This is a genomic window from Pseudomonas sp. GL_135 (genome assembly GCF_057834665.1).
On record NZ_CM174408.1, the window covers coordinates 3567724 to 3588498 of the forward strand.

Here is a 20775-nt window from a genome sequence, read left to right on the forward strand (position 1 = left end):
TTCGGAGCTGATCCTGGATTTGTCGGGGTGACCGGGGTGGCGTTCCACCTTGCTCACGAAGTTCCTACGTGCTCTCCCGCACCACCAGTTCAAACCCCAGATCCACCTGTGCTACGTGGACCGTGCCGTCCAGCAAGCCGAGCAACAGTTGCGCGGCGCGCTGGCCGACCTGTTCGCGCGGGGTTCGGATGGAGGTCAGGCGCGGAACCATATGGGCCGAACCCGGCAGGTCGTTGAAGCCGATCAGCGAAACCTGTTGCGGAATGCGGATGCCCCGCCGCAGGGCCTCCAGCGATGCGCCCTGGGCCAGGTCGTCGTTACAGAAAAACACCCCGTCGACGTCCGGATGTGCTTCCAGCAATCGGGCAAACAGCTCACTGCCCAGACCGATGGACGACGGCAGCGGCGACGCCATTTGCAATGCCTCGTCATACAGCCCTTCCTGCTCCAGCACGCCGCGAAAGCCAACGCCCCGTTGAATCACCCGTGGATCGAGCTGCGCCGATACGTACGCCAGTCGTCTCCGGCCACGGCTCAACAAATGACGCGCCGCCTCGGCACCTGCCTGTTGCTGGGAAAACCCTACGCATGGCTCGGCGCGGGTCGGGTCGAGTTCCATCATGTGCACGCACGGCACGCCGCTGGAGGCGAGCAATTGCTGCGCCGCCACGCTGCGGTCAAAGCCGGTCAGCAGAATGCCGCGCGGTCGGTGAGACAGATGACTGCGCAGCAGGTTCTCTTCTTCAATAGGCGAGTAGTGATAGTTACCGATCACCACTTCCAGCCCGCGCGGGCGCAAGACCGTCTGAATGGCTTCGAGGGTTTCGATAAACAGTTGGTTGGACAGCGACGGCACCAGCACTACCACCGACTGACTTTGCGAAGACGCCAGGGCCCGTGCAGCAGGATTGGCGACATAGCCTAGACTCAGCGCAGCAGCGCGGACTTTTTCCACCAGCTGCGGTGCCACGGTGCTCACGCCACGCAAGGCTCGGGACGCGGTAATCGGCGAGACGGCGGCCAGTTTGGCGACTTCATTAAGGGTGGGACGACCGGTGGAACGGGAACCAATACGTGTCATGCGTTGCCAACTGATTGGAAGAAAGCTGAGGGGGTTGCGATTGTGTGGGATGGGCTCTAAGGTAGCGCTATCTCACGGAGGCCCGCAACTTTTCGATCGATTCCACGACCGGGTTTTTGCATCTCATGGATCAGCGAGATACCCATAACAATGACTACACCTGGAAACAGTCTCGCCGGACTTGCACACCATTCGGCGAAGACAGCGCTGTCTCCGGGACGAGGTTTTTATGACTACTGCTCCACATGCTATTTCCGCCATCGTGGTAATGGGTGTTTCCGGCTGCGGCAAGAGTGCCGTCGGCGAGGCCATCGCAAACAACAGCGGCGGCCGCCTGATCGAGGGTGATGCGTTCCATCCTCAAGCCAACATCGACAAGATGAGCGCGGGCCATCCGCTTGACGACAACGATCGCGCCGGCTGGCTGACCCGCCTCGGCGAAGAAGTTGCCACCGCCTTGAAAAACGGCGAAAAACCCGTTCTCACCTGCTCCTCCCTCAAGCTCATCTACCGTGACCGTCTGCGTGCGGCCGTGCCGGGGCTGGGTTTCGTGTTTCTGGAGCTGACCAAAGAACTCGCCACCGAACGCTGTTCCCATCGCCCGGGGCACTTCATGCCGGCCAGTCTGGTCGACAGCCAGTTCGCGACCCTCGAACCTCCTTACAACGAGGACCGCACACTGGTGGTGGACGCGACCAAATCCATCGAGACCATCGGTAAGGAAGCGGCCACCTGGTGGAGCGAGTCCAGCGCCGAGCCACAAACCCCATCTGTCACCGCGCGCACCGGCTCTTGATCCTCGATCAGGCGTGAGCGACAAAGGTAGCGCTGTCTCTGATGACGCTGCCCTCGCTTCACAGGGCAGAGAGCAACAGCGTCAAGCAGTAGCTCCAAAAAAACAAAATACAACGGAGAGACACCCCCATGTTCGGCATGACTCAAGACACGTATCTGCTGGTCGATGCGTTGGTGACCATCATTGGCCTTGTGCTTTTGATCACCAAGTTCAAAGTCCACCCCTTTATTGCATTGACCATCGCGGCAGGTTTTCTCGGGCTGACCTCCGGGATGCCGGTCGAAAAAGTGATGAAATCATTCCAGGACGGTTTCGGCGGCGTGCTGGGTTTCGTCGGCATCATTCTTGGCCTGGGCACCATGCTCGGCAAGCTGATGGCCGATTCCGGCGGTGCTGACCAGATCGCCCAGACGTTGATCCGTCGCTTCGGCAAGGACCGCGTGCACTGGGCCATGATGTTTTCGGCGTTTCTGGTGGGCATCCCGCTGTTCTTCGAAATCGGCTTCGTACTGCTGATCCCGCTGGTGTTCATCGTTGCCCGTCGCAGCGGCGTGTCCATCGTCAAGATCGGTATCCCGTTGCTGGCAGGCCTGTCGGCCGTCCACGGCCTGGTGCCTCCGCACCCGGGTCCGTTGCTGGCCATCGGCATCTTCAATGCTGACATCGGCAAGACCATTTTCTACGGTCTGATCGTTGCGTTCCCGACTGCGATCATCGCCGGCCCGATCTACGGCAAGTGGATTGCCCAGCGCATTCCGGGCAACCCGTCGAAAGAGCTGATGGACCAGATTGCCAAGGAGTCGACCAACGACAACCTGCCAAGCTTCGCCATTACCCTGGTGACGATCCTGCTGCCAGTGTTTCTGATGCTGCTCAAGACGTTTGCCGACGTGGCGCTGCCAGCCGGTCACATCTTCCGCATCTGGATGGACTTCATCGGTCACCCGATCGCTGCCCTGCTGTTTGCCCTGCTGCTGGCGTTCTACACCTTTGGTTCGGCACGTGGTTTCAGCCGCGACCACATCATCAAGCTGCTCGACCAGAGCCTGGCGCCCGTCGCCGCAATCGTGCTGATCGTCGGTGCCGGCGGTGGTTTCAAGCAGATGCTGGTGGACAGTGGCGTCGGTAACCTGATCGGCCACATGGCCGTGCAGGCGCAGATCTCACCGATTCTGCTGGCGTGGCTGGTGGCCGCAGTGATCCGCATCGCTACCGGTTCCGCCACCGTCGCCACCATCACCGGTGCCGGGATTGTCGCACCGGTGGTCGGCATGGTGCCGGGCGTGAACCGTGAGCTGCTGGTACTGGCGACCGGCGCCGGTTCGCTGATTCTGTCCCACGTGAACGACGCGGGCTTCTGGCTGGTCAAGCAGTACTTCAACATGACCGTGTCCGAGACGCTGAAAACCTGGACCGTGATGGAAACCATCCTGTCGGTCGTGGGCATCATCCTGATCATGCTGTTATCGATGGTGGTCTGATGGGTTGATCGCGGCAAATTGACGCTGCGATCCTTGCCGCTGTCCCCATGCCCACCTCTACGGTGGGCATGTCATTTCTGACCCACTCAAAGCGCTCACCACCGCTCTGCTGATGACGCCACCCGAGTCTTCGGTGCAGCCCAGCCGGGCCTGATACAAAACCGTTCACACATCCCGTCATCAATTCGATTAAAGTTACGGCGTTTTGCCGGTACTCATTTAGGAAGTCTCCTACACTCCTCCCAGAGAACTCGTACGAGGCAATCTAATGAAAATTTCATCGCCGGCCGCTACGAGTTCTTTGCAATAAAGGGCAAAGGAGTGTGGAATAGGCGCCGCTCTGAATCCGGCTATCAATGCGATAGCCGATTCGTACGGGAAATTACCGCCAGCATCAGGCAAGATTCCCATGCCGTTCTGCCCCAGGAGCGACGCTCACTGTGACGAGACGATGAACCTGGGGAATTAAAATCGTACCAATGGCGTCATACTGATGACCGCATTTGGATGCAATCGGCAATTACCATCACCCAAAGGCTCACGCCAGCCTCCCGGCAGAGGCGCTTCATGAGGCCATCAAGGAAAAGATTATGTTGATACTCACCCGTAAAGTCGGCGAAAGCATAAACATTGGTGACGACATCACCGTTACCATTCTGGGCGTTCAGGGCCTCCAGGTCCGTCTCGGGATCAACGCCCCGAAAGATGTTTCCGTACACCGCGAAGAAATCTACAAACGCATCAAGGCCGAAACTGCAACCGACCAGGATCCGCAATAAACCCACCGGTTTATGCTTATTCGATAACTGTCAGCGGCCATCAGGTGCTGACAGATCGGCGACGGCGACTGACCAGGCGCCGTTTTTTTTCGTCTGGACTTTGGATCCATCAAAGTCAGCTTCGCTGATAACTAAGCGTGAGCGAATGCAGAGAATCTGCGTATCGGACGATGCACTTCCGGATGTCGCGACAAGTTGTCAGACATCCGGTATCGCCAACTAAAACGGCCGACCTCCATAAGAGATCGGCCGTTTTTGTTATCAACCGGTTTAACCCGATCAGCCCGCCGTGTTCAGGTGGCTGGCGATGCTGTCTTTGGCCTGCAGGCGTTTTTCCTTGAGTTTTTTCAATTCGTCATCGGGAATATCGCCCGCCTCTTCGGCGCTGACAATCTGGATGTCCAGCTCATCGTAGTGCTCGACCAAGGCATTGAGCTTCGCGTCGCCGCCTTTGCGCTCGGCAAGGTCTTCTTTGGTGATGCTCAGGTCCGCGTACAAATCGTGCTTAACCGGCATGGGATGCCTCTCCTCTGATGACTGATGTAGGAATGTTGAGGGTAGCCCAGCTTAAAGGTTCGGCGTTTTTGCCGATGTGAATAACGCGTTTTGACATGCACGATCCTGTACAACGGGCTAGGGTATCGGTCGAACCCTTTTCATGCCATTTCAAGGATCGACCATGACCTCGCCGTTTTCCCGTTCTCTTCTCGCCAGCGCTCTGGCCTTCGGTATCGCCTTCTCCGCGGCAGCGCCTGTCTTCGCCGAGCCCAACAAACAGGTCCAGGCGGATGCCGAGCAATACAAGGACGAAGCGCTGAAGCTGCTGGAGCAACTGGTCAATATCGATTCGGGCTCCGGCTATGAGCCGGGACTGACCCAAGTGCGTGACATCGTCGTCGCGCAGCTCAAGGCGCTGGGCGCGACTATCGAAATGGTCCCTAACACCGCGCCGGACAAGAGCCAGCATGTGGTCGCGACGCTCAAGGGCACCGGCAAGGCGAAGATCTTGCTGATGGCGCACATGGACACGGTGTTCAAGGAAGGCTCTGCCGCTGCCCGTCCGTTCCACATCAAGGACGGACGTGCCTACGGACCGGGGGTGATGGACGACAAGGGCGGCATCGTCGCCGGGCTTTATGCGCTGAAGATCCTGAAGAAGCTCGACTTCAAGGACTACGCGCAGATTACCTTCCTGCTGGACGCCAGCGAGGAAACCGGCTCGGCCGCCGCTACGGCACTGATTCAAAAGGTCGCCAAACAGCACGATGTGACCCTGAACCTGGAACCGGGACGCCCTGCCGACGGCTTGGTGATCTGGCGCAAAGGCAGCGCCACCGCAGTGGTTGAGGTCAAGGGCAAGGCATCTCACGCCGGCGTCGCGCCGGAACTGGGGCGCAATGCGGCCATGGAGGCGGCACATCAGATCCTGCAACTGGGCAAACTCGGCGATGCCGAGAAGAAGACCACGATCAACTTCACCGTGCTCAACGCCGGCGATCGCACCAACGTGATCCCGGATCAAGCCACCGCCAAGGCCGATGTCCGCGCCGCCGTGCCGGAGGAGTTTGATCGTATCGAGAAGGATCTGGCGCGGGTGTCGGCTGACAAACTGATCCCGGACACCCAAGTGACGACCCGTCTTGAGCGCGGCTTGCCGCCCATGCCGCAGACGCCGGAAACCGACAAGCTGGTCGATATCGCTCAGGGCATCTACGGCGAGATCGGCCGCAAGCTGACCATAGAGGGCAGCGGCGGCGCGGCCGATGCGAGCCTCTCGGCCGGGGTCGGTGTGCCGACGCTGGACGGCTTCGGCATCGTTGGCGGCAACATTCACACGCCCGAGGAATATGCCGAAGTCGACAGTGTGTCGCCGCGCATTTACCTGTTGACGCGGATGATCATGGAGCTGGCGACGCACACTCCGGGAAAGTGACCTACGCCTGCTCCCCGAGCCTTTTACATGAGCCTGTTACGTGAGCCGCCGCGCCTCATACGTGCGCAGGTGCAGATACACGTAATCGAGTGCCGACAGAGAATCTGCAGGTGACCTGTCGGCGCCTGGCCGACGGGTAATCAGCTCGCCAAACACATGCTCCACTTCAATCGGCGCGCCGCGCTCGATGTCCCTGAGCATCGAGGCGGTCATCTTCGAGCCGGGAGTGGTCAGCATCTTCTCAAACCGTTGGCGGATCTCACTGCGCAGCGGGTATCCGGCGTGGTCCGCTACCCGGGCACACTCATCCAACAGCGTCAGAATCAGCCCTTCCCCGCCACTGGCAACCACGTCGCCGATGCTCGCCCGCATCGACCCGGTAATGCCGGCCCCGGTCGCGATGAAGCACCATTTTTCCCACATCTCCTGAGTAATCTGTTCACTCAGGACCGCGTCGAATCCTGCATTGCCCAGCGCATCGGCGACCTGCTGAATGCGCGGCGTCAACCCACCGTCCCGTTCGCCAAACGAGAGCTGGTTGGTGTCGTTCAAGTGAAGGATGACGCCGGAGGCATCACGATCCAGCGAGATCAGGCATTGACCGCCGAGCACGTTTGCGGGAGAGAACCGCTCGGCGAGCCGATCCAGATGCGCCATGCCATTGAGCAGCGGCAGGATCAAGGTGTCCGGGCCGACGGCTGGCGCGAAAGATTCCATGGCGGTGTCGAGGTCGTAGGCCTTGCAGCTGAGGACGATCAGGTCGAACGTCGTGTCCAGCATTGCCGCCATGACCTGCGGCGGCGACAGGTATTCGATGTTGCCGAGCGGGCTGCGCACGATCAGTCCGTCACGCTCCAGCTCTTGCGCCCGCCCTTCGCGCACCAGAAATGTCACGTCTCGCCCGGCGTCCAGCAATCGTCCGCCGAAATAGCCGCCGATCGCACCCGCGCCCACCATCAAAATCCGCATTGGTCAGTTCCTGTTATGCAACGCCGAGGGTCAGGCAAGCAGAATAGATCAGCCGCCGGACTCTGGCTAACTGCTTATATGGCGGCCAACATATATTTTCCATGGCGGAGTCACGGCCAAAAAAAATCCCGGACCACCAAAACAAAGGTGCGCCGGGATAGAAGTGCTGCAAGGAGAGTCAGGATTGCGCGTTGGCCAGCACGGGCCAGAGGAACGGCAGACGTTCTTCGCTGCGACTGGACACCAGTCGCGGCGCCGCAGGGACAGGCTGCACGGCCGGGGTCTGCAAGCGGGTCAGCACCGAGTCGATCACTACACCGCTGGCGTCGTGATGGAACTGCCAGACGCCGTAGATGCGGCCGTCAAAGGACGCTTCGCTGCCCAGTCGCGGATCGACGCCCAGTCCTGCGCCCAGACCGAACAGGTGCAGACCATGCAGGCGCTGACCGCTGGCGTCGAGCGGACATCCCGAGGGATCGGAATCCAGCCCCCCCTTGACCTCCATCAGCGTGATGGCCTCGCCACCGGCATGACTCAAGGCCGGCAACACTGGTTGGTAGCCCGTGCACTGCACGACAATTTCGGCTTCCGCCAGCGCCTGACGCGCTCGCTCCAATTGATCGGCCGGGCCCTGATGGGTTTGCAGCAACTGCACGCGCACGCCGGTTTTGCCGATCCGGCCTTTGGACAGGGCTTCACGGCCCACGTCCAGCGCCCGGTAGCGCAAACCGCCGGAGCGGTTGACCCGACCCGACACCGGGCAGACGTCCCTCGCCGCATCGAACGCATAACCCGCATCCAGCGCGGCTTGAGCAGTTTCGTAAAACAGGCGGATCGGCGAACGGTGCACCAGCGTCACCTCCTCCAGGCCGGCAAACTCCAGCGCGTCGGCCAGGTTTTCCAGCACCGAGAACGCGCTGTGGGAGCCGCCCACGACGCATACCCGTCCTTTGCCCGCCAGCGTCGTCGCAAAAAGGTGGCGCAACTGCACGGCGTTCATTCTCAGCAGCGCGTCGGCGCTCTCGATCCGCGCCGAAGGTGGCACCGCGAGGCCTTGATCCGCCAGGCTGTCGAGCAGGTGCTGCGGGTCCTGCCAGCCGCCCAGATTGAGGACGACTGCGCGGCTGCGAATACGCCGACTGCGGCCATCTGACTCGACCCACACCTGATACTCATCGCCTTCGCGCACGATCTCGGTGATCGTCGTGCTGCTCCATAACTTCACGCCATAGCGCTCGACGATAAAGTCGAGCACCAGCTTCGAGGCTTCCGCCAGCAGTTCAGCGACGTCCGCCAACTGCGGCGCGCTTTGCGCCTGGTGTCGGATGCGCCAGTAGGCGGGCGAATGTTCCAGGGGTTCAAATACATCACGCAGCGCCGGGTCGCGCAGACAATCCAGAAACACATCGCCCACCGAGTTGGCGGTGATTCGGTAATCGCCCAGACGACCCGTGCCCGGCGTGGGACTTGCGTCGACAATGATTAAACCTTCCTTGGCCAGTTCTGGCATGGCGCCGCTTTTCAATGCGTTGAACAGCAGCCCCATTCCTGCAGGTCCGGCACCTCCTACTACACAACCGCAAACGGTTTCCAGATGATCTCCTTGCATAATTGTCACTCCACGCTGGGTCGTTACCGTATCGCCGCCTGCGTTATGAACAACCGCACTTACGTGCGCATCCAACCGCTATCGCTGAGGCGATGTCTGAACTTTCTAGTTAAAAATAAATGAGCTGTTACTGACTGACTAAATCTGGCAGGCATGAACACCGCAATGAACAGCGACACGTCGGCGGCTGTGCTAACAGGAGCATCAACCCGGGTCTATTGGTCCGGGGGAGCCTCTGGGGCGCCACTTTGAGAGCGGCACCTCCTTCCCGAGGCTTCGTCGAGTCGGCTGTCCGCGCCGCCTGTTCTCAGTTTTCTCCGAGGGACGCTACCGCCAACTCATCGCGCGCCTGAACGGATTCATCCTGGAATAAAAAGTGCCAGGCGCTTGTACTAAGCGCCATTAAGCGAAGTCGAAAACGTAAAGTGATAGTTGCAAAGAACTGACTAAGTGTCAATTTTACGAGACAAAGGAGTTTGCGTGAGTTAGGTATCGTATCCTACTGATTTATATGGAGATTTATATTTTGACGCCAATAAATCGGCGCTGCGTAGTGAGCCCATGGATTTATAAAATCACCGCCCCTCGCAATTTAACTGCGAATCGCAGGTCGCTGCGGTTTTAATTAACCGAGTTCGGAAAATCCAATGCGACATGAGTCAATTGTTGCTCGTACTTCTCTATGATCATTGACGTTCCGCAGAATTAATTGACGCCAGAATTATTCATCTTCCTAAGTGTAATAAGCCGTCTGCAATGGCCAGAGAACGCTGCCGGATCCGATGAATGGGCTACTTTCGTATGGCCGGCTGAGAACTATTCGGCCCTGCCGTACCTCCATTGTGGTGTGTTAGCACTTTCCCAAGGACAGAGAGGTGACCCTATGAATGCTGATAAAACTCATCGGTCCAGCATCGCCGAAATTGATTATTCACGGGACACGCTGTTCGGGCCTATTCCCATGCAGGCAACCTGCCGAGTACGTCTTGCCACGGTAGAGCACGAGGGGCACAGCTTGCGCGAGCTGACTATCCTCGGCGATGTGCCGGATTATTTGCCCAAGTCATCGATCATTCGCATTGCAATGGATGGCCGCATTGAGGCGGGGCCCGTTCGTGAGCACTATGCGGTTAAAGACAACGGCGAGGAGCACTACAAGCTGCTCTTCGAGAATGAGCACCTCCACCGCACGCATTGAAAACGCTCGCGCTACTGCGCGCCGTTGTGGACGTGGACAGCCTGAGCGATCCCAAGGGGTTTGCCGGACCGGGGCTCCACGTTGGGAGGAATGGCGAGGGTCGGAGGGATGAAAGGCAGCACTGCCGCAGAGGCCGGCGCTGTATCAAGTGAGGTAGCCTCCCCGCCCGCACCTTGACGTACGGGCAGCACGTCGGCCCCGTAGCGCAGGCCTTCAACCTGAGGCTTGATTTCCAGCACCGGCTCCGGTGGGAGCAGTTGCTCTCGCTCCAGGGACGTCATCGGCGGTCGGAAGCTGGCGTTCCGCGTTTCCAGCCGCTCCAGCATCGTAATGATCGACGCAGCGCCAACCACAACAATGCCCAGCAGGCAGCTGACGCCGATGATTACCTTGCGACGGCGGCGCGATGGCGCCGCCCGGTTCTGCTCTTGTACTGCATCGATCTCGGGTTGCGCGTACGCCATGCAAATCCTCAATGTCCCGCCTGGCCGCCTTGGCCGATGAAGACCAACATAAGGCGGAACGGGGATTATTGCTAGAGCCCTGCGCTCAACTCGCCAGCGCGTGCGGGTAATGCCTGGCCTTCACGAGGTCGGCCTGAAGGTCACGGATAAGTACGCACAAGGCGTGGCTATTATCGAGCGAGTCCAGAGCAATATTGGAAGCGAACAACTCGACGCGCTGAGTGGCAGGGTCGATGACTTCAACCGTCATTCGATCCTCTATCACCGTGCAGTTGCAACGCAGGGGCAGAAACGCACTTTCTATAATGTTGCGCAGTTCAAGCGTGGAGAGCGTACAGGCAATCATCTTCAATCCTCCACAGGCAGGACTGGGTGATGCCTTCAGCCGCTCGCCTGACCATAAATAACCGTTTACACCACGAGGGAAATGTTTCCCGGGCCACCATTCGCCAGTCGGCAAACAGGGATATTCAACTTATACGCCGCAGCCCAAAGTGAAGCAAACAGCCTTTGTCGCGCTCATTTCAGATCCTGAGCTGCCGTGATGCGGAGGTAAATCGATTCACTCTGGTAGAACTCGACCCGTTCACACTTTAACGGGCGCAATCACCGGACTAATAGGCGCTACATCGTCTTGGCCATCCGTCGGACAGGGTCAAAGGTCCGACGAGCGACGTCATTTACCGATCCCTGGGATTAGCTGCGTGGCAACTTGAGATGAATGAGGGCAACGCGCGCGCCTTTCTTGTCCTGACGCTCTTCGATAGCGAAGGGTTTGAAGCCGAGCTTGGGATAGAAGAGCAATCCGGGGACGTTATGGTTGAAGCAGGAAGCGGTCAACTCCGCCGCTTCGTGTTTGCCAAAGGCCAGTTCCATCATGCAGCCGATCATGTAGCGGCCAACGCCTTTGGAGCGAAAGCGCGGATCAATGATGACGTTGCCCATGGAGCAACGGCCTCTGAAATCGTAGCGGGAGAAGTTGGCGAAGCCCACGACCTGGCCGTCCAGTTCGATGACCGTGTTGTCCGAGCGCTGCTCAATGGATTCGGTCAACTGCTCCGGGGTCAGCGGAAACACCGCCTTGGGGAACATATAGAAGAGCTCGTCGATGCTTTGGGGCATGTCGCAGATAAAAGGGATGTCTTTTTCTTCCAGGGGGCGATGGATAAACATGGTGAGTTACCTCTCGAAGAAACAGGGGGCGTGGGCGGACTATAACCGTCATCCCGTGGAGCTGACGGTATAAGACACCATCCAGGCCTGAATGTGCCGAAATGTTACAAATGGCCTGAATCCGTCGCAGAACATTGTCGCAAACCCCTGACAGTCATGGAAATGCTCTCACCGGGCAGAACGCCTCCGCCCTTTTAGTGACTCATGCATTTTGCACGACCACGTTCGTGATCGAATTCTGCATCCCTTTGATTTTATTACATTTTTATATGGCTTGGCGTTTGGCACAGGCAGTGCACCGTAATGGGGAGAAGCACAACATCATTCGCACGGAGCAGCAAAATGAACGTCTCACCTGATTCTTATCCTGCCGCTGTAGAAGAATCCTCCTCAGTCTCGGGCGTGTCCTGGGGTGCCATCTTTGCTGGCGCTGCCGGCGCCGCTGCCTTGTCCCTGATCCTGATTTTGCTGGGCTCGGGCCTTGGTTTTTCGGCGATGTCGCCCTGGGCCAACGAAGGCGCCAGCGCGAAGACAATCGGTATCTCGACGGTCGTCTGGCTCGCACTGACGCAAATCGTGGCATCCGGTCTTGGCGGTTATCTCGCAGGCCGACTGCGCGTCAAATGGGCCAACATGCACGGCGACGAAGTTTATTTCCGTGACACCGCGCACGGCTTCCTGTCCTGGGCTGTCGCGACGCTGGTAGCTGCCGTGCTGGTTGTGGGCTCTGTCAGCGGCGTCGTCGGAAGCGGCGTGAAAGCCGGCGCCACTGCGGTAGCGGGCGTTGCGGGTACTGCCGCCACTGCCGCTGGTTCTGCAGCCGGCAATACCAGCAGTGACCAATACGGTTACTACATCGATTCGCTGTTCCGCGATGACCGCCCTGCTGCTGTTAGCGATGATGCGGCCCACGGTGTTGTGGTGCGTATCTTCACCAAGACAATGGCCAACGACGGTCAGCTGGCTCCGGAAGATCGCACCTACCTGGCACAGCTGGTCGCTCAGCGTACCAACTTGAGTCAGGCTGATGCCCAAGCGCGCGTTGATCAGGTTTATGGTCAGGCCAAACAAGCTGTGGCCGACGCCAAGCTGAAAGCCCAACAAGCTGCTGATGCTGCCGCCAAGGCCGCTGCGACCGCTGCGCTGTGGACGTTCGTTTCGCTGCTGTGCGGTGCGTTTGTGGCAAGCCTTGCCGCTATCTGGGGTGGCCGTCGTCGCGATGCAGTGACGTATGTCGAAACCCGTGCTTATTCCACTACTTCCAGCATTCGCTGATTAAGGAGAGTCATCATGCGTTCACTACTTCTGTGGTTCCTCGGCATCCCAATCCCGATCATCATTCTGATTGCGCTGTTTGTGCATTGATTGAGTGATTAAAGATCCGCGCTGTTCTCCCAGAGACAGCGCGGATTTTTTTCGTCTGGCCCAAAGTTAGTAGAGCATCTGCCTGGGGGCAGATGGTTTCGCCTTCGGCGACTTACTTTTGAAAAGCACCAAAAGTAAGCAAAAGTGCCTGCTCCCGGTTTGGCCCTTCCTTCGTCAGGGTTCCTTCACTCCGGCCTCGCTCCGTGGGCCCGCGCCGAACGGGCATCCATGCCCTGACGGCGCTCTCGCCGCATCCATGCGGCTCGACCCACTCCGCGATACCTGCGTTCAGCCTGCACCCAAGTCGCGATTGGCGGTGACTGGGCTTTCTGTGTATGAAGATCAAAAGCGCGTTTAAGCAGATCAAGAGCTTCCCGGCTGAAGCCGGTCCTACAAGAGCCAATCGCGCTGACTGCAAAGGTTGCCTTTAGTGGGACCGGCTTTAGCCGGGAAGAGGCCAGCTCAGGCGCCCACAATCTTGCTAAATGCACCCCTTCCTGTGGGAGCGAGCTTGCTCGCGAATGCTGCATTTCAAACACCAAATATTCGGCGGATGTACCAATGCCTTCGCGAGCAAGCTCGCTCCCACAAGTCCCCCAGTGTCCTTAGCCCGCAATCCGCCCTTGGGCTGCTTTTGATCTTCATCCACAAGAGGCTCAAACACCGCCAGTCGCGACTTGGGTGCAGGCCGAACGCAAATGACGCGGAGTGGGCCGGGCGGCATGGATGCCGCGAGAGCGCCGTCAGGACATGGATGTCCGTTCGGCGCCGGCCCACGGAGCGTCGTCGGAGTGAGGGAACCCGACGAAGTCGGGCCAAGCCGAGAGCAGGCACCTTTGCTTACTTTTGGTGCTTTTCAAAAGTAAGTCGCCGAAGGCGAAACGTCTGCCCCTAGGCAGACGCTTGTGAGCTTGATCTTAAAGATCTTGATCTAAGCCACGCCATCGATCATGGCATCCCCAACCAGTTCGGCAGCGCCAGCGAAATGTACGGCACGTAAGTCACCAGCAACAAGAACACCAGCAGGATCGACAACCACGGCAGCGCGGCACGAATAGTCTCGCCCAACGTCAGACCTGTCACCGCAGACGTCACGAACAGATTGAGCCCCACCGGCGGGTGGACCAACCCGATCTCCATATTGACCACCATGACAATACCCAGGTGAATCGGGTCGATGCCTAGCTTCATCGCGATCGGGAAAAAGATCGGCGCCAGGATCAGAATGATTGCCGACGGCTCCATGAAGCTGCCCGCGACCAACAGCACGATGTTCACCATGATCAGGAAGCCGATCGGAGTCAGCCCTTCGGAGATGACCCACGCGGTGATCTGCTGCGGAATCTGCTCTGTGGTGAGAACGTGAGCGAACAGCATGGCGTTGGCGATGATGAACATCAGCATGATCGACAGCCGGCCGGATTCCAGCAGCACTTTCGGGCAATCCTTGAAACTCATGTCCTTATAGACGAACAGCGCGATGAACGCCGAGTAGACCGCCGCCACCGCCGCCGCTTCGGTCGGGGTGAACATCCCGCTGTAGATCCCGCCGAGGATAATCACCAGCAGCATCAAGCCCCAGAACGCCCGTTGCGCGGTGTGCAGCCACTGGCGGAAAGTCACCCGTGGCTGGGCTGGAAGTTTCTTGACCCGCGCGACGATGTAGATCACCACCATCAGCGCCAGACCCAGCAGGATGCCGGGAATCACACCCGCGATGAACAGCTTGCCGACAGATGTTTCCGTCGCGGCGGCGTACACCACCATCACAATGGATGGCGGAATCAGAATCCCCAGCGTACCGGCGTTGCAGATGATCCCGGCGCCGAATTCTTTCGGATAACCGGAGCGCACCATGCCGGCGACGGCGATGGAACCCACGGCTGCAACGGTGGCGGGCGATGAACCGGACAGCGCCGCGAACAGCATGCACGCCAGCACCGCCGCAATCGCCAGGCCGCCGCGAATGTGGCCGACGCAGGCGTTGGCGAAGTCGATCAGCCGCTGAGCCACCCCGCCGGTGGTCATGAAGGCGCCGGACAGGAGAAAGAACGGGATTGCCAGGAAGGTGTAGCTGTCGGAGGTTTCAAACAGTTTGATCGCCAGGGAACTCAACGAGTCAGGGCTGAACAGCAGGATCGAAACGGCGCCGGACAAGCCCAGTGAAATGGCGATGGGCACGCCCAGGAACATGAAAACGAAGAGCAGCAGGAACAGGCAGATAACAGTCATCAGTGCTGCTCCTCGGCAGGGTTGGCGAGTTTGCTCGCTTCAGCCGCTTCGTCGGCCAGACCCAACCCGGTCTGCCGGTGCGTCCAAATGCGGTAGAGGATTTCCAGGTAGCGCGCGATCACCAGGCCAAAGCCGATCGGCACGATGATCGCGATGTACGCGACCTCGATACCGAACCGGTCGAGGTCCTCGGCGCCGATGCCCGCCACGAACAGCGCTGACACCCACTTGTAACTGGCGACGAGGAACAGACCGGCGTAGGCCAGACAGCAGGCGCAGGCCAGCATCGCCAGAATCCGCTGGACCGGCTTGCTGGTTTTCTTGACCAGCGCGTCGACCCCCAAGTGGCCCGCCGTGCGCACACCGTAGGAAATCCCGAAAAAGATCAGCCAGCCAAACAGGGCTTTGGTCAGCGCCACGCTCCAGGTCATGCCTTGGGCGTAGCCCATCAGGTGGTCTCCGATGCCCGCGAAGAAGTCGCTGCTGACGGCCCATTGATCGCTGAGGGAATAAAACAGGGTGTAGATGTTGTTCAACGCCACGTAGACGAAAGTCACGAGGGTCATGGCAGCCAGCAGAAAAGCAATGATGCCCTCCTCCAGATGCTCCCAGAGTCGCGTCAGCGGGTGCATAAGCATTCTCCGAACGAAGCCGAACCTAGCCGGGTGTAGAGGCGGCCGTGAAGGCGGCCACCCACGAAACGGGTGGCCGCCGGTCAGTCACGGTCTGTAGCGAGAAGCGACTGAAGGGCTCAAGGTGCCTTGTTCGAATCGTCGGCGGCCTTGATCAGGTCGGCACCGATTTCCTCGGAGAACTTGTCCCAGACCGGCTTCATGACTTCACGCCATTTCGCGCGCTGCTCAGGGGTGAGCGTCACGATTTCACTGGTTTTGGAGTCGATGATTTTCTGCTTGGCCGTCTGGTTCAGCGCTTCGGCCTGCTTGTTCACCTCGACGGTGACCTGATCCATGATCTTCTGCAGTTCGTCACGCACGTCCGCCGGCAGGCCGTTCCAGAACTTGGAGTTGGTGATGACCATGTAATCGATCAGGCCATGGTTGGACTCGGTGAAGAACGGCTGCACCTCGTTGACCTTCTGGCTTTCGTAGTTCGACCAAGTGTTTTCGGTGCCGTTGACGGTGCCGGTCTGCAGGCCTTGATAGACCTCGGCGAAGCTCATCTTGCGCGGGTTGGCGCGCAGGGCGACGAATTGGGCTTCCAGCACACTGGACGCCTGCACGCGGAATTTCAGGCCGCGGGCATCCTTTGGCTCAACCAGCTTTTTGTTGGAGGACAATTGCTTGAGGCCGTTGTGCCAATAGGCCAGACCGTGAATGCCCTTGTCGTCCATCGAGGTCAGCAACGCCTTGCCTTGGGGCCCCTGCTGGAAGCGGTCCACGGCAGCGAGATCGTTGAACAGGAACGGCAGGTCGAAGATTTGCACTTTCTTGGTGTACTGCTCGAATTTCGCCAGGGACGGCGCCAGCATCTGTACGTCGCCGAGCAGCAGGGCTTCCATTTCCTTGCCATCGCCGAACAGCGAGGAGTTCGGGTAGACCTCGACTTTGACCTTGTCCTTCAAGGCCGGATCGGCGGCGACCATCTTCTGGAACAGCAACGCACCCTGCCCCTTCGGCGTGTTTTCCGCCACCACGTGGGCGAACTTGATCGTGATCGGGTCAGCGGCCTGTGCAAGGCTGGCCACAGACACCGCGGCCGCGCAGAAAAGCGCTTTGGTCAGCTTCAACATCGATATCACCTTTTTATTTTTGTAGGAGCTTATGTTTGAAGGAGCAGGTGGAGTGCATGAGCATAGTGCAACCCCACGATGACGATGCCCCGGTGTTTAGAGAATCAGCATTTGTGTAAGCCGGCGTTCGGGGTAGCTGAACGCCCTGATGCGTTAAACCTCGAATCAACGCGGTTCACACCGTCGCCAACGCCAGCAGCCGCTGAGCACGCAGGAGCACCGGCGCGTCGACCATCTGCCCTTCCAGCTGAAACGCCCCTGCCCCCTTGGCCGCTGCGCTGGCATTGATCACCTTTCGCGCCCAGTTCAGGTCATCGATGCTGGGGGCTAAAGCGGCGTGGATCACCGGCACTTGCGCCGGATGGATGCACAGCGCGCCGCCGTAACCCATGTCATAGGCGTGGCGAATGGCGCGGTGCAGGCCTTGTGGGTCGCCGATGGCAGGGTGAACGCCGTCCAGCGGTGGCAACAGGTCGGCGCCCCTCGAATGCAATTGCACCGACATCCGCGCCTGATCGAGGAACGTCTGCGCGGCGTGGGTGCCGCTGTTGAGGTTCAGGTCCAGCGCCAGGTCGAGCCCGCCAAACGACAAACGCTCAACCCCCGGAGAACGGGCGATCTGCTCCAGGGCCAGCAGGCCTTTGGCGCTTTCGATGATCGGCAGGACCGGCTTGCCTGTCTGCCAGACGGCAGCGACGTGAGCAGCGCTTTCGACTTTCGGCAGCAGCACGCCGGCGACGCCAGCGTATTGCTCGCAAAACGCCAGGTCGTCCGCATGCTCAGCATGGGTAGGCGCATTGACCCGCACCCACACTGAAGCTTGTGTGTTGTCGTTCAAGAAGGCCGCAAGATTGTCCCGCGCCTGGCGCTTGAGGGGCTCTTCAACGGCGTCCTCGAAATCGACGATCACCGCGTCAGCGCCCGCCGCCAGCGCCTTGGCAAAACGATCGGGGCGACTGCCAGGGACGAACAATGCGGAGCGGATGATGGTTTGTGGCATGGTTGAAGCTCCTGAAAAAAGGTGTCATCCCGACGCTGTGGGCGCTTGCTCGCAATGACTGCCCTCCATCCGCTGAAGATGTGGCGGATGTTGCGGCCATTTCGCGGCAAAGCGCGCGCCTACTGTTGCAAGCGCTGACGATAGGCCCGCGCGGCAATGTAGAGGTTCAGACCACTCCGCCCGCTGTCATCCGCGCCTGGTCTTCAGTCGAAAACCCTAGCTCGCCGAGAATGCTGCCGGTGTGCTGACCCAGGCCCGGCACGCCGTCCATGCGCGGCGTGAACGCGGTGTTGTGGCCCGGCGGCAGCAGCGATGGCAGCGGGCCGGACGGGCTGTCGACTTCGCGCCATCGATCACGCGCCTTGAGCTGCGGATGGTCCCAGACGCCTTGCATGTCGTTGACCCGGGCGTTGGCGATCTGCGCGTCTTCCAAACGGGCAACCACCTCATCGACGCTCAACGAGGCGAAGCCGTCGACGATGATCTGCCGCAGCACTTCACGGTTCTCCGAACGCTTGAAATTCGCTGAAAAGCGCTCGTCAGTGGCCAGCGCCGGATCAAGCAGGACCTTCTCGCAGAACAGCGCCCATTCCCGCTCGTTCTGCAGGCCCAGCATGATCGTGCCGCCCCCGCCGGTGGGAAACGGCCCGTAGGGATAAATCGTCGAGTGGGACGCACCGGCCCGCGGCGGTGGCGGCGCGCCATGGTAGGCGTAATACATCGGATACCCCATCCACTCCACCAGGCTTTCCAGCATGCTGACGTCGATGCGGCTGCCCTCCCCGGTTTTGTCCCGCAGCATCAGTGCCGACAGAATCCCGGTGTAGGCGTACATGCCGGCAGCGATGTCGGCGATGGAACAACCGGCCTTGGCCATCTCGTTGTCGCCGGGCCCACCGGTGACCGACAAAAAGCCGCCCTCGCTCTGGATCAACAGGTCGTAGGCCTTCTTCTTCTCGTAGGGCCCGCCTTCGCCGTAGCCGGAAATGTCACAGACGATCAGGCGCGGGAAGCGTTCGTGCAGGGCTTCGAACGACAAGCCCATGCGGGCCGCGGCGCCGGGCGCCAGGTTCTGCACCAGCACGTCGGCCTTGCCGAGCAGCGATTCAAGAATGTCCCCGGCCTGGTCCTGCTTGAGGTCCAGGGTCAGGCTTTCCTTGGAGCGATTGGTCCAGACGAAATGCGAGGCCAGGCCGTCGACGCGCTGGTCGTAGCCACGGGCGAAATCGCCGACGCCGGGCCGCTCGATCTTGATCACCCGGGCGCCGAGATCCGCCAGTTGCCGGGTGCAGAACGGCGCCGCGATGGCGTGCTCAAGGCTGACGACGGTGATGCCGTCCAGAGGACGCGGGTTTTGTTGAGTCATGTTCGTAAACCTCATAGCCCATGGCGGGCAACTCACTCGCGGGAACGGTGGCTCTCATCAAGCGCGGTATGTGCCGCGCAATGAGCAGACGCCAAATACACTGTGGGAGTGAGCTTGCTCACGAAGACGCCGGTACGTCCGGCGCACCACTGCTGCTGATCCACTGCATTCGTGAGCAAGCTCACTCCCACAGAGACCGCATTCCCACAGCTAACCCTGTTTGCTGTTAGATCAGGTCGTCCAAATCCTGCGCATCGCGCAGCTGCCAGACCCGCTGAATCAACGCCGTGCCCTGCTCCACCGTGCGTGCGCCGGAGAACGCCAGCAGGCGCTGAACCTTGTCCTCCAGCTCAGGCCGCGACAGGGTGTTGCCCGGATCGCCTTTCGGCTCATCAATGCCGGCGCTAAGGGTGCGGCCATCGGTGGTGGTCACGATCACCCGACCCAGCCAGCGCGCTGGATAAGCGCCGTCAACCTCCGGGTCCAGCTCCATCGTGACCTTTTCGCGGAAGGCGGCGACGTCGGCATCGGTCAGGGCCAGGTCGCGAAATTCGATCAATTGCGCGCTGCCATGGACCGCGATCAACCCGAGCACCGCGCCCATGGAAAACTTGGCCTGGTGCACGGTCTGTGGCACATCGACCCGGCCGAGCACATCGATGGCGCCCTGATGAACCCGGGTCACAACCTTGGCGATCTGCACGTGGCGCAGGCCCTCTCGCTGCATCAGATGCAGCAAGGCATCGGCCGCCGGATGGGTGTGGCGGCATGAGGCGTGAAACTTGAACGAGGTCTCGACCAGCGCCCAGCGGCTGCCGAGGCGATCGGACAGTTTCGCAGGATCGCTGTCGCTGGACATCCCCGCCGCCATGCCCTGATCGCCTTCGAGAATATTCCGCGCGCCGGTCAGCCCGTCTTCGGTGAGGTACGCCGCCAGCAGGCCATCGGCGGCGGCCTTGGCGGTGTGCAGCTGTTTGGAATCGGCCGCGTCACGCAAAAACTCCCACAGCCCGGCGGCCTGGGTACCTGCCGTGCCCAGCAGGTTGATGAACTGCTCTTTGTCGAAATTCAGCAGCTTGCCGACGCCCACCGCCGCCGCGAGGGTGCCGACCGTCGCGGTGGTGTGGAAGATGCGGTAGTGCGAGCGGCCCATGAATTCGCCGATGCGGATGCCCGCCTCGTAACCGGCAACCGACGCCAGCAGTAAATCCTGGCCGGTTTTGCCGAGGTCCTGGGCCGCCGCCAGCACGGCCGAAAACACCACGGTCGCCGGGTGCAGCACCGAGCTGTTGTGCAGATCGTCCTGCTCGACCAGGTGCGAAGACGCGCCGTTGACCAGCGCGGCGAAGTACGCCGAGGCGCCGCGACCGCTGACCAGAATCTTCGCCTTGCCCTCTCGCGGGCCCATGCGTTCGGCATAGCGCTCGAACAACGGAATCGGCCGGGCGCCCTGGCTGGCCAGCGCCGAGCCGATCCAGTCGAGGAACAGGTCTTCGGTACGGTCCAGCACGACGCCGGGAATTTGCTCGTAGGTCAGCTCGGCGAGGAAATCCGCCAATGCCTGGGTGTGGCTCATGTC

The 20775-nt window shown here is 60.1% G+C and carries 19 protein-coding genes; 6 read left to right on the forward strand and 13 right to left on the reverse strand.

The genetic code is table 11. From position 1 onward, the window contains the following. Positions 1-64 precede the first annotated feature (64 nt). Positions 65-1081: an HTH-type transcriptional regulator GntR gene (gntR, locus tag AC3ISG_RS15855; protein WP_489297404.1), complete on the reverse strand. Its 1017-nt coding sequence runs from the start codon at positions 1079-1081 to the stop codon at positions 65-67. Positions 1082-1349: 268 nt separating this feature from the next. Here gntR and AC3ISG_RS15860 point away from each other — a divergent pair, with 268 nt between their 5' ends. The 3 genes from AC3ISG_RS15860 to csrA all read left to right on the forward strand — a co-directional run bounded on the left by AC3ISG_RS15860 (position 1350) and on the right by csrA (position 4137). After that, complete coding sequence (locus tag AC3ISG_RS15860) at positions 1350-1877, forward strand: gluconokinase (protein WP_163023182.1); 528 nt, start codon at positions 1350-1352, stop codon at positions 1875-1877. A gap of 128 nt (positions 1878-2005) precedes the next feature. Next, positions 2006-3358: a GntP family permease gene (locus tag AC3ISG_RS15865; RefSeq protein WP_122537960.1), complete on the forward strand. Its 1353-nt coding sequence runs from the start codon at positions 2006-2008 to the stop codon at positions 3356-3358. Between the two features lie 590 nt (positions 3359-3948). Beyond that, complete coding sequence (gene csrA / locus AC3ISG_RS15870) at positions 3949-4137, forward strand: carbon storage regulator CsrA (protein ID WP_122537958.1); 189 nt, start codon at positions 3949-3951, stop codon at positions 4135-4137. A 279-nt stretch (positions 4138-4416) separates the two neighbouring features. Here the strand turns inward: csrA and AC3ISG_RS15875 are convergent, their stop codons facing one another. Further along, positions 4417-4653: an HP1242/YdcH family protein gene (locus tag AC3ISG_RS15875; protein WP_489297405.1), complete on the reverse strand. Its 237-nt coding sequence runs from the start codon at positions 4651-4653 to the stop codon at positions 4417-4419. 163 nt (positions 4654-4816) lie between these two features. Here AC3ISG_RS15875 and AC3ISG_RS15880 point away from each other — a divergent pair, with 163 nt between their 5' ends. Continuing rightward, positions 4817-6070 carry a M20/M25/M40 family metallo-hydrolase gene (locus tag AC3ISG_RS15880; protein WP_489297406.1) on the forward strand — a complete coding sequence of 418 codons (1254 nt, stop codon included), beginning with the start codon at positions 4817-4819 and terminating at the stop codon, positions 6068-6070. A gap of 36 nt (positions 6071-6106) precedes the next feature. Here AC3ISG_RS15880 and AC3ISG_RS15885 read toward each other — a convergent pair whose 3' ends face one another. After that, on the reverse strand, positions 6107-7039 hold the full coding sequence (locus AC3ISG_RS15885; protein ID WP_122537952.1) for a ketopantoate reductase family protein: 933 nt from the start codon (positions 7037-7039) through the stop codon (positions 6107-6109). A gap of 178 nt (positions 7040-7217) precedes the next feature. Beyond that, entirely contained in the window at positions 7218-8585 is a 1368-nt protein-coding gene (locus AC3ISG_RS15890; RefSeq protein ID WP_420793103.1) for a pyridine nucleotide-disulfide oxidoreductase, read from the reverse strand. A gap of 946 nt (positions 8586-9531) precedes the next feature. Between AC3ISG_RS15890 and AC3ISG_RS15895 the strand changes: the two genes are divergently transcribed. Further along, on the forward strand, positions 9532-9846 hold the full coding sequence (locus tag AC3ISG_RS15895) for a hypothetical protein (RefSeq protein ID WP_163022186.1): 315 nt from the start codon (positions 9532-9534) through the stop codon (positions 9844-9846). Positions 9847-9857: 11 nt separating this feature from the next. Here the strand turns inward: AC3ISG_RS15895 and AC3ISG_RS15900 are convergent, their stop codons facing one another. The 3 genes from AC3ISG_RS15900 to AC3ISG_RS15910 form a co-directional block, all read right to left on the reverse strand. Beyond that, positions 9858-10310, reverse strand: coding sequence for a hypothetical protein (locus AC3ISG_RS15900; RefSeq protein WP_489297407.1), 453 nt, complete (start codon positions 10308-10310; stop codon positions 9858-9860). Between the two features lie 85 nt (positions 10311-10395). Next, positions 10396-10656: a DUF1652 domain-containing protein gene (locus AC3ISG_RS15905; RefSeq protein WP_489297408.1), complete on the reverse strand. Its 261-nt coding sequence runs from the start codon at positions 10654-10656 to the stop codon at positions 10396-10398. A 350-nt stretch (positions 10657-11006) separates the two neighbouring features. Continuing rightward, the gene (locus tag AC3ISG_RS15910) at positions 11007-11483 is read right to left on the reverse strand and encodes a GNAT family N-acetyltransferase (RefSeq protein WP_122537942.1); all 477 of its coding nucleotides are present in this window, start codon (positions 11481-11483) and stop codon (positions 11007-11009) included. Between the two features lie 342 nt (positions 11484-11825). Between AC3ISG_RS15910 and AC3ISG_RS15915 the strand changes: the two genes are divergently transcribed. Beyond that, entirely contained in the window at positions 11826-12758 is a 933-nt protein-coding gene (locus AC3ISG_RS15915) for a hypothetical protein (RefSeq protein ID WP_122537940.1), read from the forward strand. Between the two features lie 1038 nt (positions 12759-13796). Here the strand turns inward: AC3ISG_RS15915 and dctM are convergent. The 6 genes from dctM to AC3ISG_RS15945 all read right to left on the reverse strand — a co-directional run bounded on the left by dctM (position 13797) and on the right by AC3ISG_RS15945 (position 20772). After that, the gene (dctM, locus tag AC3ISG_RS15920; protein WP_172611597.1) at positions 13797-15080 is read right to left on the reverse strand and encodes a C4-dicarboxylate TRAP transporter large permease protein DctM; all 1284 of its coding nucleotides are present in this window, start codon (positions 15078-15080) and stop codon (positions 13797-13799) included. After that, on the reverse strand, positions 15080-15712 hold the full coding sequence (locus AC3ISG_RS15925; protein ID WP_122623464.1) for a TRAP transporter small permease: 633 nt from the start codon (positions 15710-15712) through the stop codon (positions 15080-15082). The genes dctM and AC3ISG_RS15925 overlap by 1 nt, the downstream gene beginning before the upstream one ends. Before the next feature lie 119 nt (positions 15713-15831). Further along, on the reverse strand, positions 15832-16830 hold the full coding sequence (locus AC3ISG_RS15930) for a TRAP transporter substrate-binding protein (RefSeq protein ID WP_489297409.1): 999 nt from the start codon (positions 16828-16830) through the stop codon (positions 15832-15834). A 175-nt stretch (positions 16831-17005) separates the two neighbouring features. After that, positions 17006-17830 (reverse strand): HpcH/HpaI aldolase/citrate lyase family protein, encoded by an 825-nt coding sequence (locus AC3ISG_RS15935; RefSeq protein WP_122623462.1) that lies wholly within the window; start codon positions 17828-17830, stop codon positions 17006-17008. A 166-nt stretch (positions 17831-17996) separates the two neighbouring features. Next, a complete protein-coding gene (locus AC3ISG_RS15940; protein WP_489297410.1) occupies positions 17997-19196 on the reverse strand; it encodes a CaiB/BaiF CoA transferase family protein in 1200 nt (399 codons plus the stop codon). 226 nt (positions 19197-19422) lie between these two features. Next, a complete protein-coding gene (locus AC3ISG_RS15945) occupies positions 19423-20772 on the reverse strand; it encodes an MmgE/PrpD family protein (RefSeq protein ID WP_489297411.1) in 1350 nt (449 codons plus the stop codon). Positions 20773-20775: the final 3 nt, after the last annotated feature.